Genomic DNA, 15,750 nt, shown 5'->3' with positions numbered 1-15,750 from the left:
GGAATGATTATGAAAGTTGCTCTTAAAACGCTCGCTGTATTGGTCGCATTAGTGCTGGTTGCAGTACTGGCATTGGTATTTTTAGTGGATGCCAACCGCTTTAAACCGCGCATTGAAGCACTGGCGCAGGAGCAAGGCGTTGCGCTGCAGATCAACGGGGATTTGGGCTGGAATCTCTGGCCGAGCATTGGTGTTGCGGTGGCCGATGTCAGTGTCGCTGCGCTGGATACCCCCGCGCAGCCCATTGCACAATTGCGCCAAGCCAGTTTGTTGCTGGCGCTGATGCCGCTGTTCTCGGGCAATTTTCAGGTCGATCATATTTTGCTGGATGGCGCTAAAGTCAATTTGGCGGTGGATGCCAGCGGTAAAGGCAATTGGGAAGCGCTCACTCAATCCAAAAACAACACTCAGCCCAGTGCGCCCGCCGCAACGGATACCGGTGAGGTGAGCCTCAAGCTGACTGTTGAGCGTATCAGTCTGGTCGATAGTGCGGTCGATTATGCCGATGCCACTAGCGGGCAAAACATTGCCCTGCACGACATCAACCTGACGCTGACCGATGTAAATACCCAAGGCAAACCCTTTGCGCTGGATCTCGCTTTTGCGCTGGCACTGACACCCGGCGATGCACCACCACTTGCGCTGAAAGGTCGCGTACAAAATCGCATAACACTCGATGAAAAACTCACCCGTATCAGTTTGGATGAAGGTGAATTGCAACTGCAGGCCGATGGAAAATCCTCCGCCAAATTAGCCTTAAGCTATTCGATGAACCTGACCGATGTGCAGCAAAATCTCGTCTATCAAGGTCAACTAAAACTGCAAGACACCAACGCCCGCGACTGGTTAGCGGTGCTGGGCATCGAGTTGGAAACGGCCAATAAATCTGCTTTGAGTAAGGTGAGTTTATCCAGCAACCTGGCGGGCGATAGCAACAAAGTCGCCTTGGACAATGTGAATTTACAGCTGGATAAAACCCGTTTTAGCGGCTCGCTCGCGGTGACAGATTTTGCCACCAGCGCCATTAAGCTGGTATTGCAGGGCGATAGCCTTAACCTTGACGATTACCTGCCGCCACCCGCGCCTGAGTCGGCCAATACTCCCAAAACCGCGAGTGACGATGTGCCCCTGCCATTGGACGCACTGCGCGGCTTGAACTTGGATGCGCAACTCAAGCTGCAAAGCCTGCGCTACAACAAGCTGCAACTGGATAATATCGCCCTAGGTATCAAAGCGAAAAAAGGCATCATCGATCAAACCCTCACCGCCAGAACGTATGAAGGTGATATCAAATTCACCAGCAATACCGACGCGCGCGGCGATAAAGCAGCGCTGAAATTTGATGGCAATGTGAAAGGCGTGGAATTGGCGCCGCTGATGAAGGCGTTGGAGGCCAGCGAAAAACTCGGTCTGTCTGGCGCTATTCAAGCGCAAACCCAGGGCACAGCGCAGGGCGCCAGTGTTAATCAGTTAATGGCATCGATGAACAGCACCGCGGCTTTTTCCGGCGCGCAGGTGCGTTTATCGCCGCTTAATATTGAAGAGCAATTTTGCAAGTTGGTGAACCTGGTTACACAAAATCCCGCTGAGGTAAGTTGGGATGATTTTACTGAACTGCGCCAGTTGGATGGCAATATAGTCTGGCACGATCAAGCCATCACCCTGAGTAGTTTTAATGCGGGCGTGTCGCAGTTATTGCTCACCAGTACTGGTGTAATTAATTTGCTGGCCGACCAATACGAATTCAAATTACCACTGAAATTGGCCGATGCCAGCGCCGCCGCCAGCATGAAAGGTTGCAGCCTCAGCACTACTAACTACTGGGTAGATCGCAGTTTATCTCTATTGCGCTGCAAAGGTTCATTGGCCGCGATAGACCCATTGAAGGATTGCGGTTTTGATAAGAGCGCACTCACCTCGCTCACCAAAGATTTTGCCGAATATAAGTTGCGCGAAAAACACGGCGCAAAAATTGATGCAGCAGAACAAAAATTAGAAGAGAAAAAAGAAGAAGCAAAAGCGCAGGTGGAAGAGAAAAAGCAGGAGCTGATTAACAAACTGCAAAACAAATTATTTAAAACTCCCAAGTCAGCGGCGGCTGCATCTGTAGCAAGTGAAGCGGGAGCATCTGCTGCAAGTGAAACTAATGAGCTTGAAGCAGATGCCCCTGACACCGAGTCGCCAGTAACACCGTGAATTTAGCCAGCGTGTAAACGTAAAGATGAATTTAGAATTTGCGGAGATCTGGTAAAAAATATAGAAAAAAGCACCTGCAATCGATGCCGCAGGTGCTCATTTTTTGGATGAGATAAATTAAGCGGCAGAGCGAGTTTGATCTCGTGTTTGCTGAAACGAAATAAATTCATCCAGCGCTTCATACCAGCCTTCCCACCACTCCAGATGATATTGTTTGCGCTCTTCAGGCGTGGCTGTTTTTATCCAGCATGCTAAACCTGTATCCAGCGTTGGCGCGTTAATTCCGACTGTTTTTGCCCACTTACCTAATTCTTTTGGTGTCATCATTTGGTACCTGCTTACTCTCGTTAAAGTGTGAAATTAAATCTGCTGATTCGATCTAAGCAAGTGGTATGCCACATTCGAGCAGAAGGTTTTTTCTTTTAAATTGAGAGCTGAGGCTAACGGCCCAAATTACACGTTATTTTGCTGAGACGGCTCCAATCAAGGCTTTTCAAACTGATTTGCTAGAGCTGGCAGCGTGCAGAAAATTGGGTAAAGATCCTCTGGTAATGCGAAATCGATCCAATAAATCAGCAATTAACGCCGGTGATTTTCCAAAAATTGCCAAAGTTTTTTGTAATTTTTTTTGTATGGCGAATAACTCGAAGGCGAAAAGTGCAGAGCAAGCGGATAGTTTTCTTCCGGGCTGCTAGAATTCGCGCCTGCCCATTACTGCTGTGAACGCGAACTGCTATGACCTCTTCTTTTTCCGCGCCTGTGCTCAAATGGTTTGATCAGCACGGGCGCAAACATCTCCCCTGGCAACAAGACATTAGCGCCTACCGCGTTTGGCTGTCGGAAATTATGTTGCAGCAAACCCAAGTCGCCACGGTGATTCCCTATTTTGAGCGTTTTATCGCGCAGTTTCCCAGCGTGCAATCCCTTGCTGCTGCGCCGATTGATGAAGTGCTGCATTTATGGACCGGCTTGGGTTATTACGCCCGCGCGCGCAATTTGCATAAATGTGCGCAAGCGGTAGTGAATCAATATGGGGGTGAATTTCCCGCATCGGTGGCAGCCTTGGCGGAATTGCCCGGCATTGGTCGCTCAACAGCCGGTGCGATTGTGAGTATCGCTTTCCAAAAGCGCGCCGCAATCTTGGATGGCAACGTCAAACGCGTACTTGCGCGCTATCACGCGGTGGAGGGCTGGCCCGGTCAATTGGATGTCGCCAGGCAGTTGTGGGAAATTGCCGAAAACTACACGCCCAAAACCCGCGCCAATCACTACACCCAAGCGATGATGGATATGGGTGCAACGCTGTGCACACGCAGTAAACCCAAATGCGATGCGTGTCCCCTGAGTGGTGGTTGCATCGCCTTCGCGCAAGGCAACCCGCAAGATTACCCCGGCAAAAAGCCGAAAAAAACACTGCCCGAAAAAGCCGTGCAATTATTAATGCTGCGCAATCCCGCTGGCGATTTATTGTTGCAGCAGCGCCCCGCGCAGGGTATTTGGGGCGGCTTGTGGAGTTTTCCTGAATTGGCGATGGATGCGGACGCGCAAGAATTTGCGCAAGATCATTACGGCACAGTGATCGAGCTGGAGCAGTGGAATTCCTATCGCCACACTTTCAGCCACTACCATTTGGATATCACGCCAGTATTAATTCAGCTGGCTAAATCGCCCAGTGTTATCGGCGAAGCCGCCACCCACTGGTACAATCCCCATCAACCCGATGCCTTAGGCTTGGCTGCGCCGGTAAAAAAATTATTGGAAAAACTCGCGCAGCTAGATCCGCGTTCAACGAAAGATCCACGCGCGAGCAAAAGCAAAACCGCCGCAAGTAAACGCCCAATTAAATTAACTAAATCTAAGTGAGAAAAATATGAGCCGCATGGTTTTTTGCCGCAAGTACCAACAAGAACTGGAAGGTTTGGATATGCCCCCTTACCCCGGCGCCAAGGGTTTGGATTTGTTTAACAATATCTCCAAAAAAGCCTGGCAAGAGTGGATGGCACACCAGACATTATTGATTAACGAAAAACGCTTAAACGTAATGGATATGGGCACCAAAGTGTATTTAACCGAACAGATGGAAAAGTTTTTGTCCGGCGATAAGTTGGATGAAGTAGAGGGCTATGTGCCACCGCCGAAAAGCAAATAGTTACAGGGCATAACAGGCATAGCGCCATTGAGTGCAATAATGTGATGTGCAAGGAACTGGTATATAAGTCCGCAGCACTATCTTTGTTAAATTAGGAGTAATAGATTGAAAAAAATATTGTTAATTGGTGCGTTGTTATTTTCCAATTGCGTGTTTGCCGAGGAGGCGAATGATGGTTATTCATTTAATGCAAAATTGGGTGCATCTCGCTACACAGGTATTTTTGGAGTTGAGGTACAAAAGGGTAAGTGGAGTCTAGGTGTTGGCCTGCCAACTTCAATCTCTGTAAAACGCTATAACTATGAAAACGAAGACTCATTGTTTTATGGAGTTTATTGGGGAAAAAATACCGATGATAGCTATAACGATTATGAGGATGGCATTTTGTTTGATACATATGAGCGTGAGAGCTTTGGGGTCGGTGTTGGATACATTTGGTTGTGGGAGTCGGGGTGGAATGCATCAACAGGGCTTTCTTTAGAAGATTTTGAACAACAGTATACAAACTCTAATGGCAACTATTTGAAGACCGGGTATAGCATCTATCTCGATTTGTCTGTCGGCTACAAATTCTGATTTCCTAGCAATTTTTATGGATGATGGCGATGATTATGAAAATAGTAATAATATTCAGTATGTTGATTTCTTCTGTCTGTTTTGCCGATATCTGCAAAACCACCAAGCCAATCCATGCAGAATCTTACGCTGCGGAAATTGGCACCCGTAAAGTCACCTTTCTCGCAGTTGATTATAAAAATAATCACTGCTGGGCGATCAATGAATCGGGTTTGGCGCAGCGCCACGGTCCTTGGTCCTCCTTTAAGATTCCCCATACCTTAATCGCGCTCGAAGCGGGTGCGGTGCATTCGGTTGATGAGCGTTTTGAGTGGGATCAAAAAAAGTATCCGGCAAAAAGTTTCTGGCCGGAAACATGGAAGCAATCACACACTTTAGCAACTGCTTTTAAACATTCTGCTGTGTGGTACTACCAAGCACTGGTTCCGCGTATTGAACCTAAACAATATAAAAAATGGCTCGCCAAATTCCGCTATGGCAACCAAACCTTTACGCCCGGCAGCGATCAGTTTTGGTTAAACAGAGAGTTACAAATCTCTCCTCTCGAGCAAATAAACTTTATCGCTTGTCTGTTAAAAAACCGTTGTGGTGTCAGCGCCAAAAACTTTGCCGCGTTTGAGTCTGCCGCTCTACAAGAAACTAACCATACCTTTTCGATCTACGCTAAAACTGGCGCAGGACCAATTGACCTGAATAATAATGACGGAGCTTTTGAGGGTTGGTATGTAGGTTATGTCAAAGATAAAAACGCTAAACCGGTTGCGGCATTTGCGCTGTATATGGAGGCTGAAAATTTTTCGGATTTGAAAGATTCACGCAAAGCGCTGGCGCTGCAGTTATTGGCAGATTTGGGCTTATGGAGCGACGAGCAAAAATAAAAGTGTTCGCACAGAACGAGTTATTTTGAATACCAATCGGCAATGGCAATGCATAAGAAGCCCGCTTAATACTAAGCGGGCTTCGCTTGCGCAAATTAATTTCTTATTTAAGAAACCCATTCACCTCAAGCCAATATATAAAGGAATCAAACCATTTGTTGCTGGTGCGATCTGGGTTGCCTAAACCAAAACCGTGACCACCATTTTGGTACAAGTGTAATTCCACTGGAATTTTCGCGTCGTACCAGGATTTTATTAGCCCGGTTTCACCGTGAAATAAAAAGTCATCGACTGCAATTGCCACAAACATGGGCGGTGCATTTTTAGGTACTTCAACTGCATCCATGCCACCGTAAATCGGTGCGATAAACGCCAGCTTAACTTTTTTCGATTGCAGTGTGGTCGCCATCGTAAGCCCTGCACCGGCGGAGAATCCCATCATGCCGATTTTTTTCATATCCACATTCCATTCTTTTGCGCGGCTTTTAATTAATGCGTAAGCGGCTTCTGCATCTTCTAAATGGTTTTCTAAATTCCACTGCGGTCGAGCAGGTCGCTCGTTTGCCGGTTTTGCGGCTTCGGCAAAACGTTGGTTCATCTGGTTTTCAAAACCTTCCAGCGAATCAACCGTGGGCTGCAACCGATATTTGAGTACAAACGCATTTATGCCTTTTGCAGCCAATGCCTCAGCAACTTCCCAACCTTCGTTGCCCATTGAAAGCCACATAAATCCACCACCCGGTGCCACTATCACACTGGTGCCGTTGGCTTTTTTCGGATCAGCGAGAAAAGGCGTTAGTGTTGCTGTGGTAATGTTTCTCGCCATGGGATCACCCCACTGACGAAACCAGGATTCTTTTGCCGGTTGATCATCCACACCACCCGTGCCCAGCGGAATAGCATTCGGCTCTTTAGGTGCGTCAATGGGATACATTTTCCCATCCTGCGCAAATATTGCCGCGCTATGCAGGTAGACCAAACCTAAAACTAAAATTTTTAAAAAGACATTCAATTGCCGACGCATGTTTTTCTCCTAATGGAATTTAAATTTACGTTATTAACATTCGGTAGCTTTTCTTGTTGGCCTCGAACTACTTCTTTTATTTTTAAAACTCCGCCCAGGCCGAACAAAAATAAATAGCTAATTTTTTGCAGCAGAATGGGATGAGCATTTCAAGCATACAAGATTATTATAAGATAAGTGAACTTAAGAAGTGTAAGGTAGTAAAAAGTACTTGGAGAGAGGATCTTCTATTTATATGTGATTTATTTTTTGCTGGCAGAAAGTATTCGTTCGGCAGGAATCCTCAATTGACCAAGCAGATAAGTTGCAAATTCCACTGAATAATTCTGCTTGGCAATGGCGCGCTCCATACACAATAACCAAGCATCGCGCTCGGCTTCGCCAATGGCTAAATGGGCGTGGTCGCGGGGAATGTTAATGTTCCCGTATTTTTCCCGGTAAACACTCGGTCCGCCCATCCAGCCGCACAAAAATAATGTCAGTTTATCGCGCGACTCGGTGAGATCAGTTTTGTGCATTTCTCGAATTATTTTTGCTTCCGGGAGCGTATCCATTTCCAAATAAAAATCATCTACCAGTTGGCGAATGCCCTCTATGCCACCAGCGGCTTGAAAGGATGTATCGGAAAAACCGTAAAGAGGAACGTCTGCCATTTGAAAACCTATAAGCTGTGACTAGCGAAAGGCCGTTATTGTCGCAGGATTGCAGTGCTGCATACAGCAACCTGCTGGGAGTGTTATATAAACAAATGCCCCGTCTTCACGTAAATCAATGCGCCGTCTTCTTTGGTGAAAGGTTGGTGTTGGCTTAGGTGGGGGCTGCGGATCCATGAGCCTTTGGGGTATTGGCCGTGTTCGTCGTGGAAGGTGCCTTCTAGTACGAATATTTCTTCGCCGCCCCAATGTCGGTGGCTGCTGAATTGTGTGTTCGGTGCCCACTTCACTAAAGCGACGTGTTCACCTTCGAATTCATGCAGTGGCATTACGCTTAAGCCATCTACTAGCCCTTGGCGCCAGGGTGTTGTTTGCGTATCAATAACGGTTGGTTTTATATCGGCGGCGTTGAATTGTTGCAGTTTGACAAAAATAATCGCGCCTTCTTTGCCAATTTTGGGTGTGTGCGATGTGCCTATAGGGTTTCTGATGTAACTGCCTTTTCGGTAGCTGCCGTACTCGTCAGCAAAAACGCCGTCGAGCACAAAAAATTCTTCACCACCGGAATGCGTGTGCGCCGAGAATTCACTAAACGGTGCGTAGCGCACAACTGATGTTGCGCGCGCAACTTCATCGCCAATTCGGTCGAGCATCATGCGTTCAACACCGGGCATGGGTGAGTCAACCCAGTGATAATCGTCAGGTCGAATCACAACTCGTTGTGCAAAATCTGCATTGATTAGGCTTGCCATTACTTAATTAGTCTCTTGCATTAACTGCGTCAGAATTTGTTTGTAATTTTCAGTGCCTTGCGCGCCGGTTACCAAGTGGCGTTGATTAAATACGATCGCCGGTACGCCGCGGATGCCCGCATCGATCCAAAATTTCTCTGCAGTTCGTACATCATTGGCGAAGCGTTGATCTTTTAATACCGCAAGTGCTTCGTCGCGCGCTAAGCCAATCTCTGCGGCGACATCGGCCAGCACAGTATCGTCCGATAAATTTTTGCGATGCGTAAAATGCGCAGCAAACAATGCTTGTTTCAGATCGTGCTTGCGCCCTTGTTGCTCGGCCCAATGCAAAAGTTGATGAACATTAAATGTGTTGTGCATGCGCATATCCTCGCTGAAACGAAACTCAAAACCAAGCTCAGCGCCTACAGCGGCTATGTTCGTCCGGTTAGCTTCCGATTGCTCTTTGGTTAAGCCATATTTTTCTACCAAATGCTCACGCAAATTTTGGCCTTCTGCAGCCATATCGGGATTCAATTCAAACGGATGCCAGTGGAGTTCATAGGGTGTCGCTGTTTCCGTTAACGCGCGTTCCAGCTGCCGGTAGCCGATAATGCACCAAGGGCAGACTACATCGGACACTATGTCGATACGTAATTTGTTTGCGGTCGCGGTCATTGCTGTCTCCTGAAATTGAAATTCATTGGCTCATTGTTGTGATGTGAATTTGCGCTGCAAAAAGATTATTTCTTTTTCCACGCAAACGCTTTAAACGCATCATCGATCGGTGTTTTGGCGATGTGATTGGTGTAATTGCTCATCACTTTTTGCGCGAGACCCAAAATTACTTCCAATACATGTTGCTGGGTATAACCTGCCGCGTAAAAATCTTGCAGTTGCTGCTCATTAAGTTCGCCACGCTGACGAACCATCCTTAAAGTAAAATCGCGTAAGGCTTCCAGTTTAGCGGTGGGCAGTGCGGTTTTATCGCGCAGTGCATTGGTTATTTCGTCCGCTACCTTCATCGATTTGGCGATGCCGGTATGCGCCGGTACACAATAATGGCAGGCATGTTCAACATTTATCGTCTGCCATACCACAGTTTTTTCATCGGCATTGAAACTGCTGTTTACAAATAGCTCGTGCAGCACTTGATAACCCTCAAGCAAACCGGGCGCTTCCTTTTTTTGAGTGATCGTTCAATTAATGCTTATGCTAGTTGCCGGTAAAAATTGGGTCAAGCTATAATTGAACAATCATTCAAGATGAGCGTTATGATTTGTTAACAGTTTTTAAGAGACACTTTTTTAAGAGGAAAGCCCAATGGCTCGCACTGCAAGTTTTGATCGCCAGGTTGCCTTGGAGAGGGCGGTCGAGTTGTTCTGGTCGAGAGGTTATTACGCGTCGTCGATGAAGCATATAGAGCACGCCTTGGACATGCGCCCCGGCAGTCTCTATGCGACATTTGGCAGTAAAAGCGGTTTGTTCACCGAGGCGCTGGAAGCTTACGCGGCGCGCGCGGGCGATGACTTTGACCGCATACTGGATGAGGCTCCAAACATCATCGAAGGCTTGCAGTGCTATTTGCGCTCATTCGCCGCGCCCTGCACCGAACAGGCTCCGGCGCGCGCGTGCATGCTGATCAAAACCTTGCTCGAGGTAAACGCCGAAGACGCCGCTTTGCAAACTCAGGTCGATGCAATGCTCGCCAGCGTTGAACAAAAACTTTGCACAGTGTTGGAAGCCGCCAAACTAAAAGGCGAATTGCGCACCGACGTTGAATGCCCACGTCTGGCGCGTTTGCTACAAACCCAAATCATCGGCTTGCGCGCCTTCGCTGAGCGCAAAGTTCCCAGCTCCCAAGTTGAAGCGCTAGCCGATGATATGGTCGGTATGCTTGATGTTTATCGGGCAGGTATTTGATTGTGATTTAGGGTGGTTGAGTCAGTAGAAATTTAAAGTGATGTTTTTGTTTTGTTAGCTATTCTTAAGCGCTGTAGTTGTTATAGGTGATGGCTTGTCTGAGTGATTGGTTTGTAGGTTGCTGGTGAGCTTGCGAACCGCAACAGCCGTTCTAGAAGACAGAACTCGCCAAGTTTCTAAATTGCGTCAGAGCGGGAGTAATAGAAGTGTTAGCTGGATATGTCGGGAACTATTCGCGCTATGAAATTGAAAAGAAATTTCTGCTAAAGAATTTGCCAGAAATTCTTCCTGAGTCATATATTGATATTCATGATCACTATTTAAAAAATTCAAATCTTAGACTTAGAATTGAAAGTTCAAAAACTGGTGAAATTATCGGAAGGAAACTAACCAGAAAAGAACGAGCCACCGATCTGGGAGCCGAAACAAGCATTATAACCTCGTTAAATTTAACTGAAAACGACCTGCTTGCCTTGGGTATGTTAAATGGCTCATCGCTAAAGAAGAGACGGTATATAGAAGAGTTTTCTGAGCGTAGAATTATTTATGATCAATTCCAAGGTGAGTTATCGGGTTTGGTTTTGGCAGAAATTGAATTTAAAAGTTATGAAGCACTTTCAAAGTTTGAGCTCAATTCCTCAGACTGGGTGGAGGTTACTGGAAACCCAGAGTATTCTGGCGGGTATTTAGCATTTAAAGCCTCAGCAAATGTCACAGCTTATCAAACTACTGGGTAATAAATGGGAACAGGTGCTATCAATATCATTGTGCCTTCCGATTAATGCGCTCCTCCTCCAGTTTCCGGTTTTTGGCCGAACTGCGAAGTTCGGTGGCTTGCTTCGCGAAACACGCCTTACGGATAAAAAAATCCCGCTTATATTGTTGTGAGCGGGATTTTTGTTTTAGGTGTGCTGTAAAAAATTAGCGCCATTTACTCGAGACGTTTGTGTGGTCGGAAACATAGTCATGTTGGGGTTCGTTCCTCACCGCCAAACTACGAAGCTGCATTACGCTGTAATTGTTTCGTGGGAACGTTTTGTGTGATGGGGATAATATTTTTCGCTGCAATACGATCACATCATTTATAGTGTTCTCTCTGCTCCCCTGATTGTTAAGGCTGGTTATGACTGCTGCTGATATCCGCGCCTTTCGTGCGCAAATTTTGCATTTTACCGATGCGCCTAATCCGCAAACGGGTGAGGGTGTTGAGTATTTTGCTGATGGTGTATTGCTGGTTGAGCGTGGTCGCGTGAAAGCGGTTGGTGATGCGCAGGTTATGGCAAAACAGGGTTTGGATTTAACCCGGTGCGAGCATTTTCCTGAGCATTTGTTAATGCCGGGTTTTATCGATAGCCATATTCATTGCCCGCAAGCGGGGGTGATTGCGTCTTACGGTGAGCAATTGTTGGATTGGCTCAACCTGTATACGTTTCCTGCGGAGCTGCAATTTTCTGATCCGGATTTTGCGGCGGTTGCGGCGGAGCAGTTTTTACAATTTCTGCTGCAAAACGGTACAACTAGCGCGATGGTATACACCACGGTTTTTGCACAATCGGCGCAGGCATTTTTCTCGGCGGCAGAAAAAATGAATATGCGCATGATCGCCGGAAAAGTGATGATGGATCGATATGCGCCCGCTGAATTATTGGATACAGCACAAACCAGTTATGCCGATTGCCGCGAGCTGATCGATAGATGGCATAACACCCAGCGTTTGCACTATGCACTTACGCCGCGTTTTGCGCTCACCAGCTCACCGGAACAATTGGCGCTCACGGGAAAATTGTATCGCGAATATCCCGATCTTTATTTGCAAACACACCTCTCTGAAAACCCGCAGGAAATTGCGCGAATAAAATCACTCTACCCCAGCGCGCGCGATTATTTGGATGTGTACGATCATTACGGTTTGCTCGGCCCGCGCAGTGTATTTGGTCACGGTATTCATTTGAGTGAGCTTGAAATAGAGCGTTTGGCGCAAACCCAATCGGGCATTGCATTTTGCCCTACGTCAAATTTATTTCTGGGCAGTGGCTTGTTGGATATGGCGCGGTTGGAGCGCGCAGGCATTTCAGTGAGTTTGGCTACCGATGTCGGCGGCGGCACCAGTTTTTCGCAACTGCGCAGCCTTGCCGAGGCGTACAAAATTTTGCAGCTGCAAGCGCAGAGTTTACATCCGTTAAAAGGCTTTTATATGGCCACCTTGGGTAATGCACGGGCGCTGCAATTGGATCATTGCATTGGTAATTTTGCGCCGGGTAAAGAAGCGGATTTTATTCTGATTAACTTGGCTGCAACGCCGCTGCAAACCTTGCGGCAATCGACCGCGCAGACACTTGCCGAAAAATTATTTGCGTTAATGATATTGGGTGATGAGCACAATATCGTGCGTGTTTATATTATGGGTAAGCAGATGTTTCAGCGCGCCGGTAGTGCATAAAGCAATGAGTAAGAGGGAAATTAATCAATCAATGGATTGTGGAGGGAATAAAAGGTCGGTAATACGCGGTCTAACAGTTAGCCTTATCGTATAACTGTTAGACCGACGTGTTTAATTTTTAGTGCTGCTTGCTCTCTCTGCAATTCCTGCCGCAAAAACTTTCAACAGTTCCATATCCTCTTGATAACTCTGATAGCGATAGCTAATGCCTTCGTGTAAAAATTTTGACGCCATGGTTGCGATCAGGTTTTTACTTGTGTCGCGCAATTTTTCTGCTGAGGCTGCTAAATCGTCCGGGTTATCGGGCAGTTCTTTTTTTATCGCTAAAAATACATGCCCTACTAATCCCAGTTTTAATTCCGTAAGCCCTGCAGCGTCATCGTATTGCTTGGTTTTTCGCTGCGGTTGTGACAGCAATGATCCGTGTAGCCCTGCATTGAGAGTGTGATTGGCATTTTCATCCAAATCGGCAACATCAAGGATATCTTCAACGATTGATGCAAATGCGCCTTTGCCATATTTACCTTCAATAGATGATTGGACTAATTTGCCGAGCGCTACTGCTCGCGGCCAATCAGGAAAGTCAGGAAAACGAGGCGGGATAGGAGGCAGGGTAATTATCTCTTCTAATAATGGGTATTCAAAAAGCTCGGTCGCCACTAGATCAAACAGGCGGCACCATTTGCGCGTTTTGGGTGTTAGGTAATCCGCGATGTTGGCGTAGTAGCGCTGTATTTGTTTGTAAGCTGCGGTGGCTACCAGTGGCGCCCCTTCGTACATGCCCACATCACCATAGGGATTTGAAGAGTTCAAATTCATATTAACGAAGTGATGCCATGTGGAATCGCACACGACTCGCCCAACATTGGCGAGGTGGCCGTTATAAGCGGTAATAGCACCAAAGCAGCGCGGTGTTACTGCGCCTTTGTCCACATTTAAGCTGGCAGACATTGAGATCGCAACCAGTTCCGGCCCGTTGGGGGCTCCGGCTACACTTGGAAATTCAGGAAAAGCGGCCATGCCCGCAACACTGAAATCGCCACTAATCGCCGCGCCGCGCGGTGCATAACATTCACTTTCGTGTGGGTGATCTGGCAGCACATTGATTGCGCCCGCACTGCTACGCAATAACGGGTGGGGAACGCCAGAGGCATCAAGTAAAGGGTAGGTTGTTTGTGGGAACTTATCGCTTTGGTCAGAGTTCTGCGCGATTCCATTGGCGCCGGGATTATTAACCGTATCGATCCGTGTGGGGCCGCTCATAGGTACCGCCGACCATTCGCGCATCTTTCTAATACGCGGAAGCGCACCACATAAAGGGCGACCAATATCGCTATGGTCTCCGGTTGCAAATACACCGCCACCGGCTTGCATAAATTGCGCAAGTATTCGAATTTCAGCCGCGTTATTTGAGGCAGGGCCAGAGGCAAAACCGAACAGCCAAACCTGATCGTAATTAGCTGTGGTGACGGCAGGTGATGCAGATTCAAAACTAAAGCCTGCAGTCTTGGATACTTTAGTCACTGTGGCGGGTACTGCTGCAGGTACATCGCCATTGCCTTCCAGTACGCGAATCAGTGCGGTGAGGCCAGTCGAGCTTCCCGGATCAAATGATCCGCTGGTGTCGGTTACGATTAAAATACGTTGACTGCAGCGTCTGCGAGCGAACTCCCACCATCTTTGTTTCCATTGAGGGATGAGAATTTCTTTTCTGTTCCAAATGGGCATGATCCTTCTCCGATAAATAAAGTTACACGCGAAAGAGAAAAGTATTTTTTCTCCGTTGAGTAACAGGAACGGCCTTATCCTTGTAACACCTAACACTCCTGTTAGAGTGTTAATCTATAGTAATTTTCTGCGCTGCAATGTGCGCGATTGCGATAGGCTGTTGTGATTTATTCACGTAAGCACCAACGCCTCCGCTTTAATTTTTGTTCGTGTTACGGTGATCGTTTTTACATGGATTTGATGCGTGGGGGTTTAATTATTTATGGCGTTCGATCAACGCGTCTTTGCATGGCGCGGCTCTTATACTAATCCCCGTATAGGCTCAGGCAGTCTCGCTGGTTTACGGCTGGGAGTTAAGGATTTATTCCATATCGCCGGTTTGCCCACGGCAGCTGGTAATCCCGATTGGCTGGCCAGTCACTCTGTACCTGAGCAGACGTCACCGGTAGTGATGCGATTACTGAACGCCGGTGCTGAACTCATCGGCAAAACTCAAACTGACGAACTCGCCTACAGTCTCAACGGTTTAAATATTCACTATGGCGCAGCGCTGAATCCGCGTTGCCCCGAGCGTTTGCCCGGCGGTTCGTCGAGTGGTTCAGCAGTAGCGGTGGCGGCGGGCGATATAGATATAGGCCTCGGCAGCGATACCGGCGGCTCGATTCGTGTACCCGCGAGCTATAACGGTTTGTTTGGTATTCGCACCAGTCACGGGCTGATTAGCCGCGAGCAGATGGTGCCGCTTGCGCCACTGTTCGATAGCGTCGGCTGGATCACGCGCGATGCCAAAACCCTCGCGCAATTGGGCGAGGTATTGCTGCCCGATCATCTGCCGCGTTGCTTCGAATATAAATCACTGCGCATCGCTCTGTTGTTGCCCGTTCAAGATCGCGCGCTCTGGACGCCTGCGCATCAGGCTTGGTTGAACAATCAGTCACTGCTGCAAAATAGTCAATCTATCGCACTCAATAGCGCGTGGCTCAGTCGTGCTAGTCAGTGTTTTCGCACCTTGCAGGGTAGAGCAATTTGGCACACTCATGGCGATTGGATTACTGCGCACAACCCCAGTTTTGCACCGGATATTCACGCGCGCTTGCAATGGTGCGCTACGCTCACAGAGGCGGATCAGCGCGCGGCAGAGATCGAGCGCGCCAGCTTGTGTGCCGATATCAACAGTTGGTTTGCTCATGTCGATTTAATTTTGTTGCCCACCACACCCGGCGCAGCACCTTTGCTCAGTGCAAAAGCTGATTGGATGGACAGCTATCGCAGCCAATTAATGGGGCTGACGGCGCCTGCTGGCCTGGCCGGATTGCCACAAGTACATTTGCCAGTGTTAATGGATCAGAATGCGCCCTGCGGCATATCGCTGCTCGGCAAAGCAGGTAGCGATAAAGCCTTGCTGCAACTGGCCTGCGATTTATGTGAAGCGAGTAGTTAATTTGTATTGCG

At 47.8% G+C, this 15,750-nt stretch carries 16 protein-coding genes; 9 read left to right on the top strand and 7 right to left on the bottom strand.

The genetic code is table 11. The features are described from left to right. Nucleotides 1-9 precede the first annotated feature (9 nt). Nucleotides 10-2,196 carry an AsmA family protein gene (locus AC2CG4_RS12825; RefSeq protein ID WP_484486633.1) on the top strand — a complete coding sequence of 729 codons (2,187 nt, stop codon included), beginning with the start codon at nucleotides 10-12 and terminating at the stop codon, nucleotides 2,194-2,196. A gap of 117 nt (nucleotides 2,197-2,313) precedes the next feature. On the opposite strand, the gene AC2CG4_RS12820 is transcribed toward AC2CG4_RS12825, so the two are convergent. After that, entirely contained in the window at nucleotides 2,314-2,523 is a 210-nt protein-coding gene (locus AC2CG4_RS12820; protein ID WP_484486632.1) for a hypothetical protein, read from the bottom strand. A gap of 408 nt (nucleotides 2,524-2,931) precedes the next feature. Between AC2CG4_RS12820 and mutY the strand changes: the two genes are divergently transcribed. The 4 genes from mutY (at nucleotide 2,932) to AC2CG4_RS12800 (ending at nucleotide 5,799) form a co-directional block, all read left to right on the top strand. Further along, nucleotides 2,932-4,059 carry an A/G-specific adenine glycosylase gene (mutY, locus tag AC2CG4_RS12815; RefSeq protein WP_484486631.1) on the top strand — a complete coding sequence of 376 codons (1,128 nt, stop codon included), beginning with the start codon at nucleotides 2,932-2,934 and terminating at the stop codon, nucleotides 4,057-4,059. Between the two features lie 7 nt (nucleotides 4,060-4,066). Beyond that, nucleotides 4,067-4,345: an oxidative damage protection protein gene (locus AC2CG4_RS12810; RefSeq protein ID WP_484486630.1), complete on the top strand. Its 279-nt coding sequence runs from the start codon at nucleotides 4,067-4,069 to the stop codon at nucleotides 4,343-4,345. A gap of 105 nt (nucleotides 4,346-4,450) precedes the next feature. Beyond that, nucleotides 4,451-4,921 carry a hypothetical protein gene (locus tag AC2CG4_RS12805; RefSeq protein ID WP_484486629.1) on the top strand — a complete coding sequence of 157 codons (471 nt, stop codon included), beginning with the start codon at nucleotides 4,451-4,453 and terminating at the stop codon, nucleotides 4,919-4,921. 35 nt (nucleotides 4,922-4,956) lie between these two features. Beyond that, entirely contained in the window at nucleotides 4,957-5,799 is an 843-nt protein-coding gene (locus tag AC2CG4_RS12800; protein ID WP_484486628.1) for a penicillin-binding transpeptidase domain-containing protein, read from the top strand. A 103-nt stretch (nucleotides 5,800-5,902) separates the two neighbouring features. Here the strand turns inward: AC2CG4_RS12800 and AC2CG4_RS12795 are convergent, their stop codons facing one another. From AC2CG4_RS12795 to AC2CG4_RS12775, 5 genes are all read right to left on the bottom strand, one after another. Next, the gene (locus tag AC2CG4_RS12795) at nucleotides 5,903-6,823 is read right to left on the bottom strand and encodes an alpha/beta hydrolase (RefSeq protein WP_484486627.1); all 921 of its coding nucleotides are present in this window, start codon (nucleotides 6,821-6,823) and stop codon (nucleotides 5,903-5,905) included. 242 nt (nucleotides 6,824-7,065) lie between these two features. Further along, nucleotides 7,066-7,476: a group II truncated hemoglobin gene (locus AC2CG4_RS12790; protein ID WP_484486626.1), complete on the bottom strand. Its 411-nt coding sequence runs from the start codon at nucleotides 7,474-7,476 to the stop codon at nucleotides 7,066-7,068. Nucleotides 7,477-7,559: 83 nt separating this feature from the next. Next, a complete protein-coding gene (locus tag AC2CG4_RS12785) occupies nucleotides 7,560-8,228 on the bottom strand; it encodes a cupin domain-containing protein (protein WP_484486625.1) in 669 nt (222 codons plus the stop codon). A gap of 3 nt (nucleotides 8,229-8,231) precedes the next feature. Then, the gene (locus AC2CG4_RS12780; RefSeq protein WP_484486624.1) at nucleotides 8,232-8,885 is read right to left on the bottom strand and encodes a DsbA family oxidoreductase; all 654 of its coding nucleotides are present in this window, start codon (nucleotides 8,883-8,885) and stop codon (nucleotides 8,232-8,234) included. Between the two features lie 65 nt (nucleotides 8,886-8,950). Then, nucleotides 8,951-9,376 (bottom strand): carboxymuconolactone decarboxylase family protein, encoded by a 426-nt coding sequence (locus AC2CG4_RS12775; protein ID WP_484486623.1) that lies wholly within the window; start codon nucleotides 9,374-9,376, stop codon nucleotides 8,951-8,953. Between the two features lie 154 nt (nucleotides 9,377-9,530). Here AC2CG4_RS12775 and AC2CG4_RS12770 point away from each other — a divergent pair, with 154 nt between their 5' ends. The 3 genes from AC2CG4_RS12770 (at nucleotide 9,531) to guaD (ending at nucleotide 12,570) form a co-directional block, all read left to right on the top strand. Continuing rightward, the gene (locus tag AC2CG4_RS12770; protein WP_484486622.1) at nucleotides 9,531-10,130 is read left to right on the top strand and encodes a TetR/AcrR family transcriptional regulator; all 600 of its coding nucleotides are present in this window, start codon (nucleotides 9,531-9,533) and stop codon (nucleotides 10,128-10,130) included. Between the two features lie 206 nt (nucleotides 10,131-10,336). Then, entirely contained in the window at nucleotides 10,337-10,867 is a 531-nt protein-coding gene (locus tag AC2CG4_RS12765; RefSeq protein ID WP_484486621.1) for a CYTH domain-containing protein, read from the top strand. Nucleotides 10,868-11,253: 386 nt separating this feature from the next. Continuing rightward, nucleotides 11,254-12,570: a guanine deaminase gene (guaD, locus tag AC2CG4_RS12760; RefSeq protein WP_484486620.1), complete on the top strand. Its 1,317-nt coding sequence runs from the start codon at nucleotides 11,254-11,256 to the stop codon at nucleotides 12,568-12,570. Between the two features lie 111 nt (nucleotides 12,571-12,681). On the opposite strand, the gene AC2CG4_RS12755 is transcribed toward guaD, so the two are convergent. Next, complete coding sequence (locus AC2CG4_RS12755) at nucleotides 12,682-14,298, bottom strand: hypothetical protein (protein ID WP_484486619.1); 1,617 nt, start codon at nucleotides 14,296-14,298, stop codon at nucleotides 12,682-12,684. A 262-nt stretch (nucleotides 14,299-14,560) separates the two neighbouring features. Here AC2CG4_RS12755 and AC2CG4_RS12750 point away from each other — a divergent pair, with 262 nt between their 5' ends. Next, a complete protein-coding gene (locus AC2CG4_RS12750; RefSeq protein ID WP_484486618.1) occupies nucleotides 14,561-15,739 on the top strand; it encodes an amidase in 1,179 nt (392 codons plus the stop codon). Nucleotides 15,740-15,750 lie beyond the last annotated feature (11 nt).

The sequence above is a fragment of the Cellvibrio sp. ATLC23 genome (genome assembly GCF_057196725.1).
The sequence above is the reverse complement of the archived record's forward strand: the minus strand, read 5'-3'. Positions and strand labels throughout refer to the sequence as shown.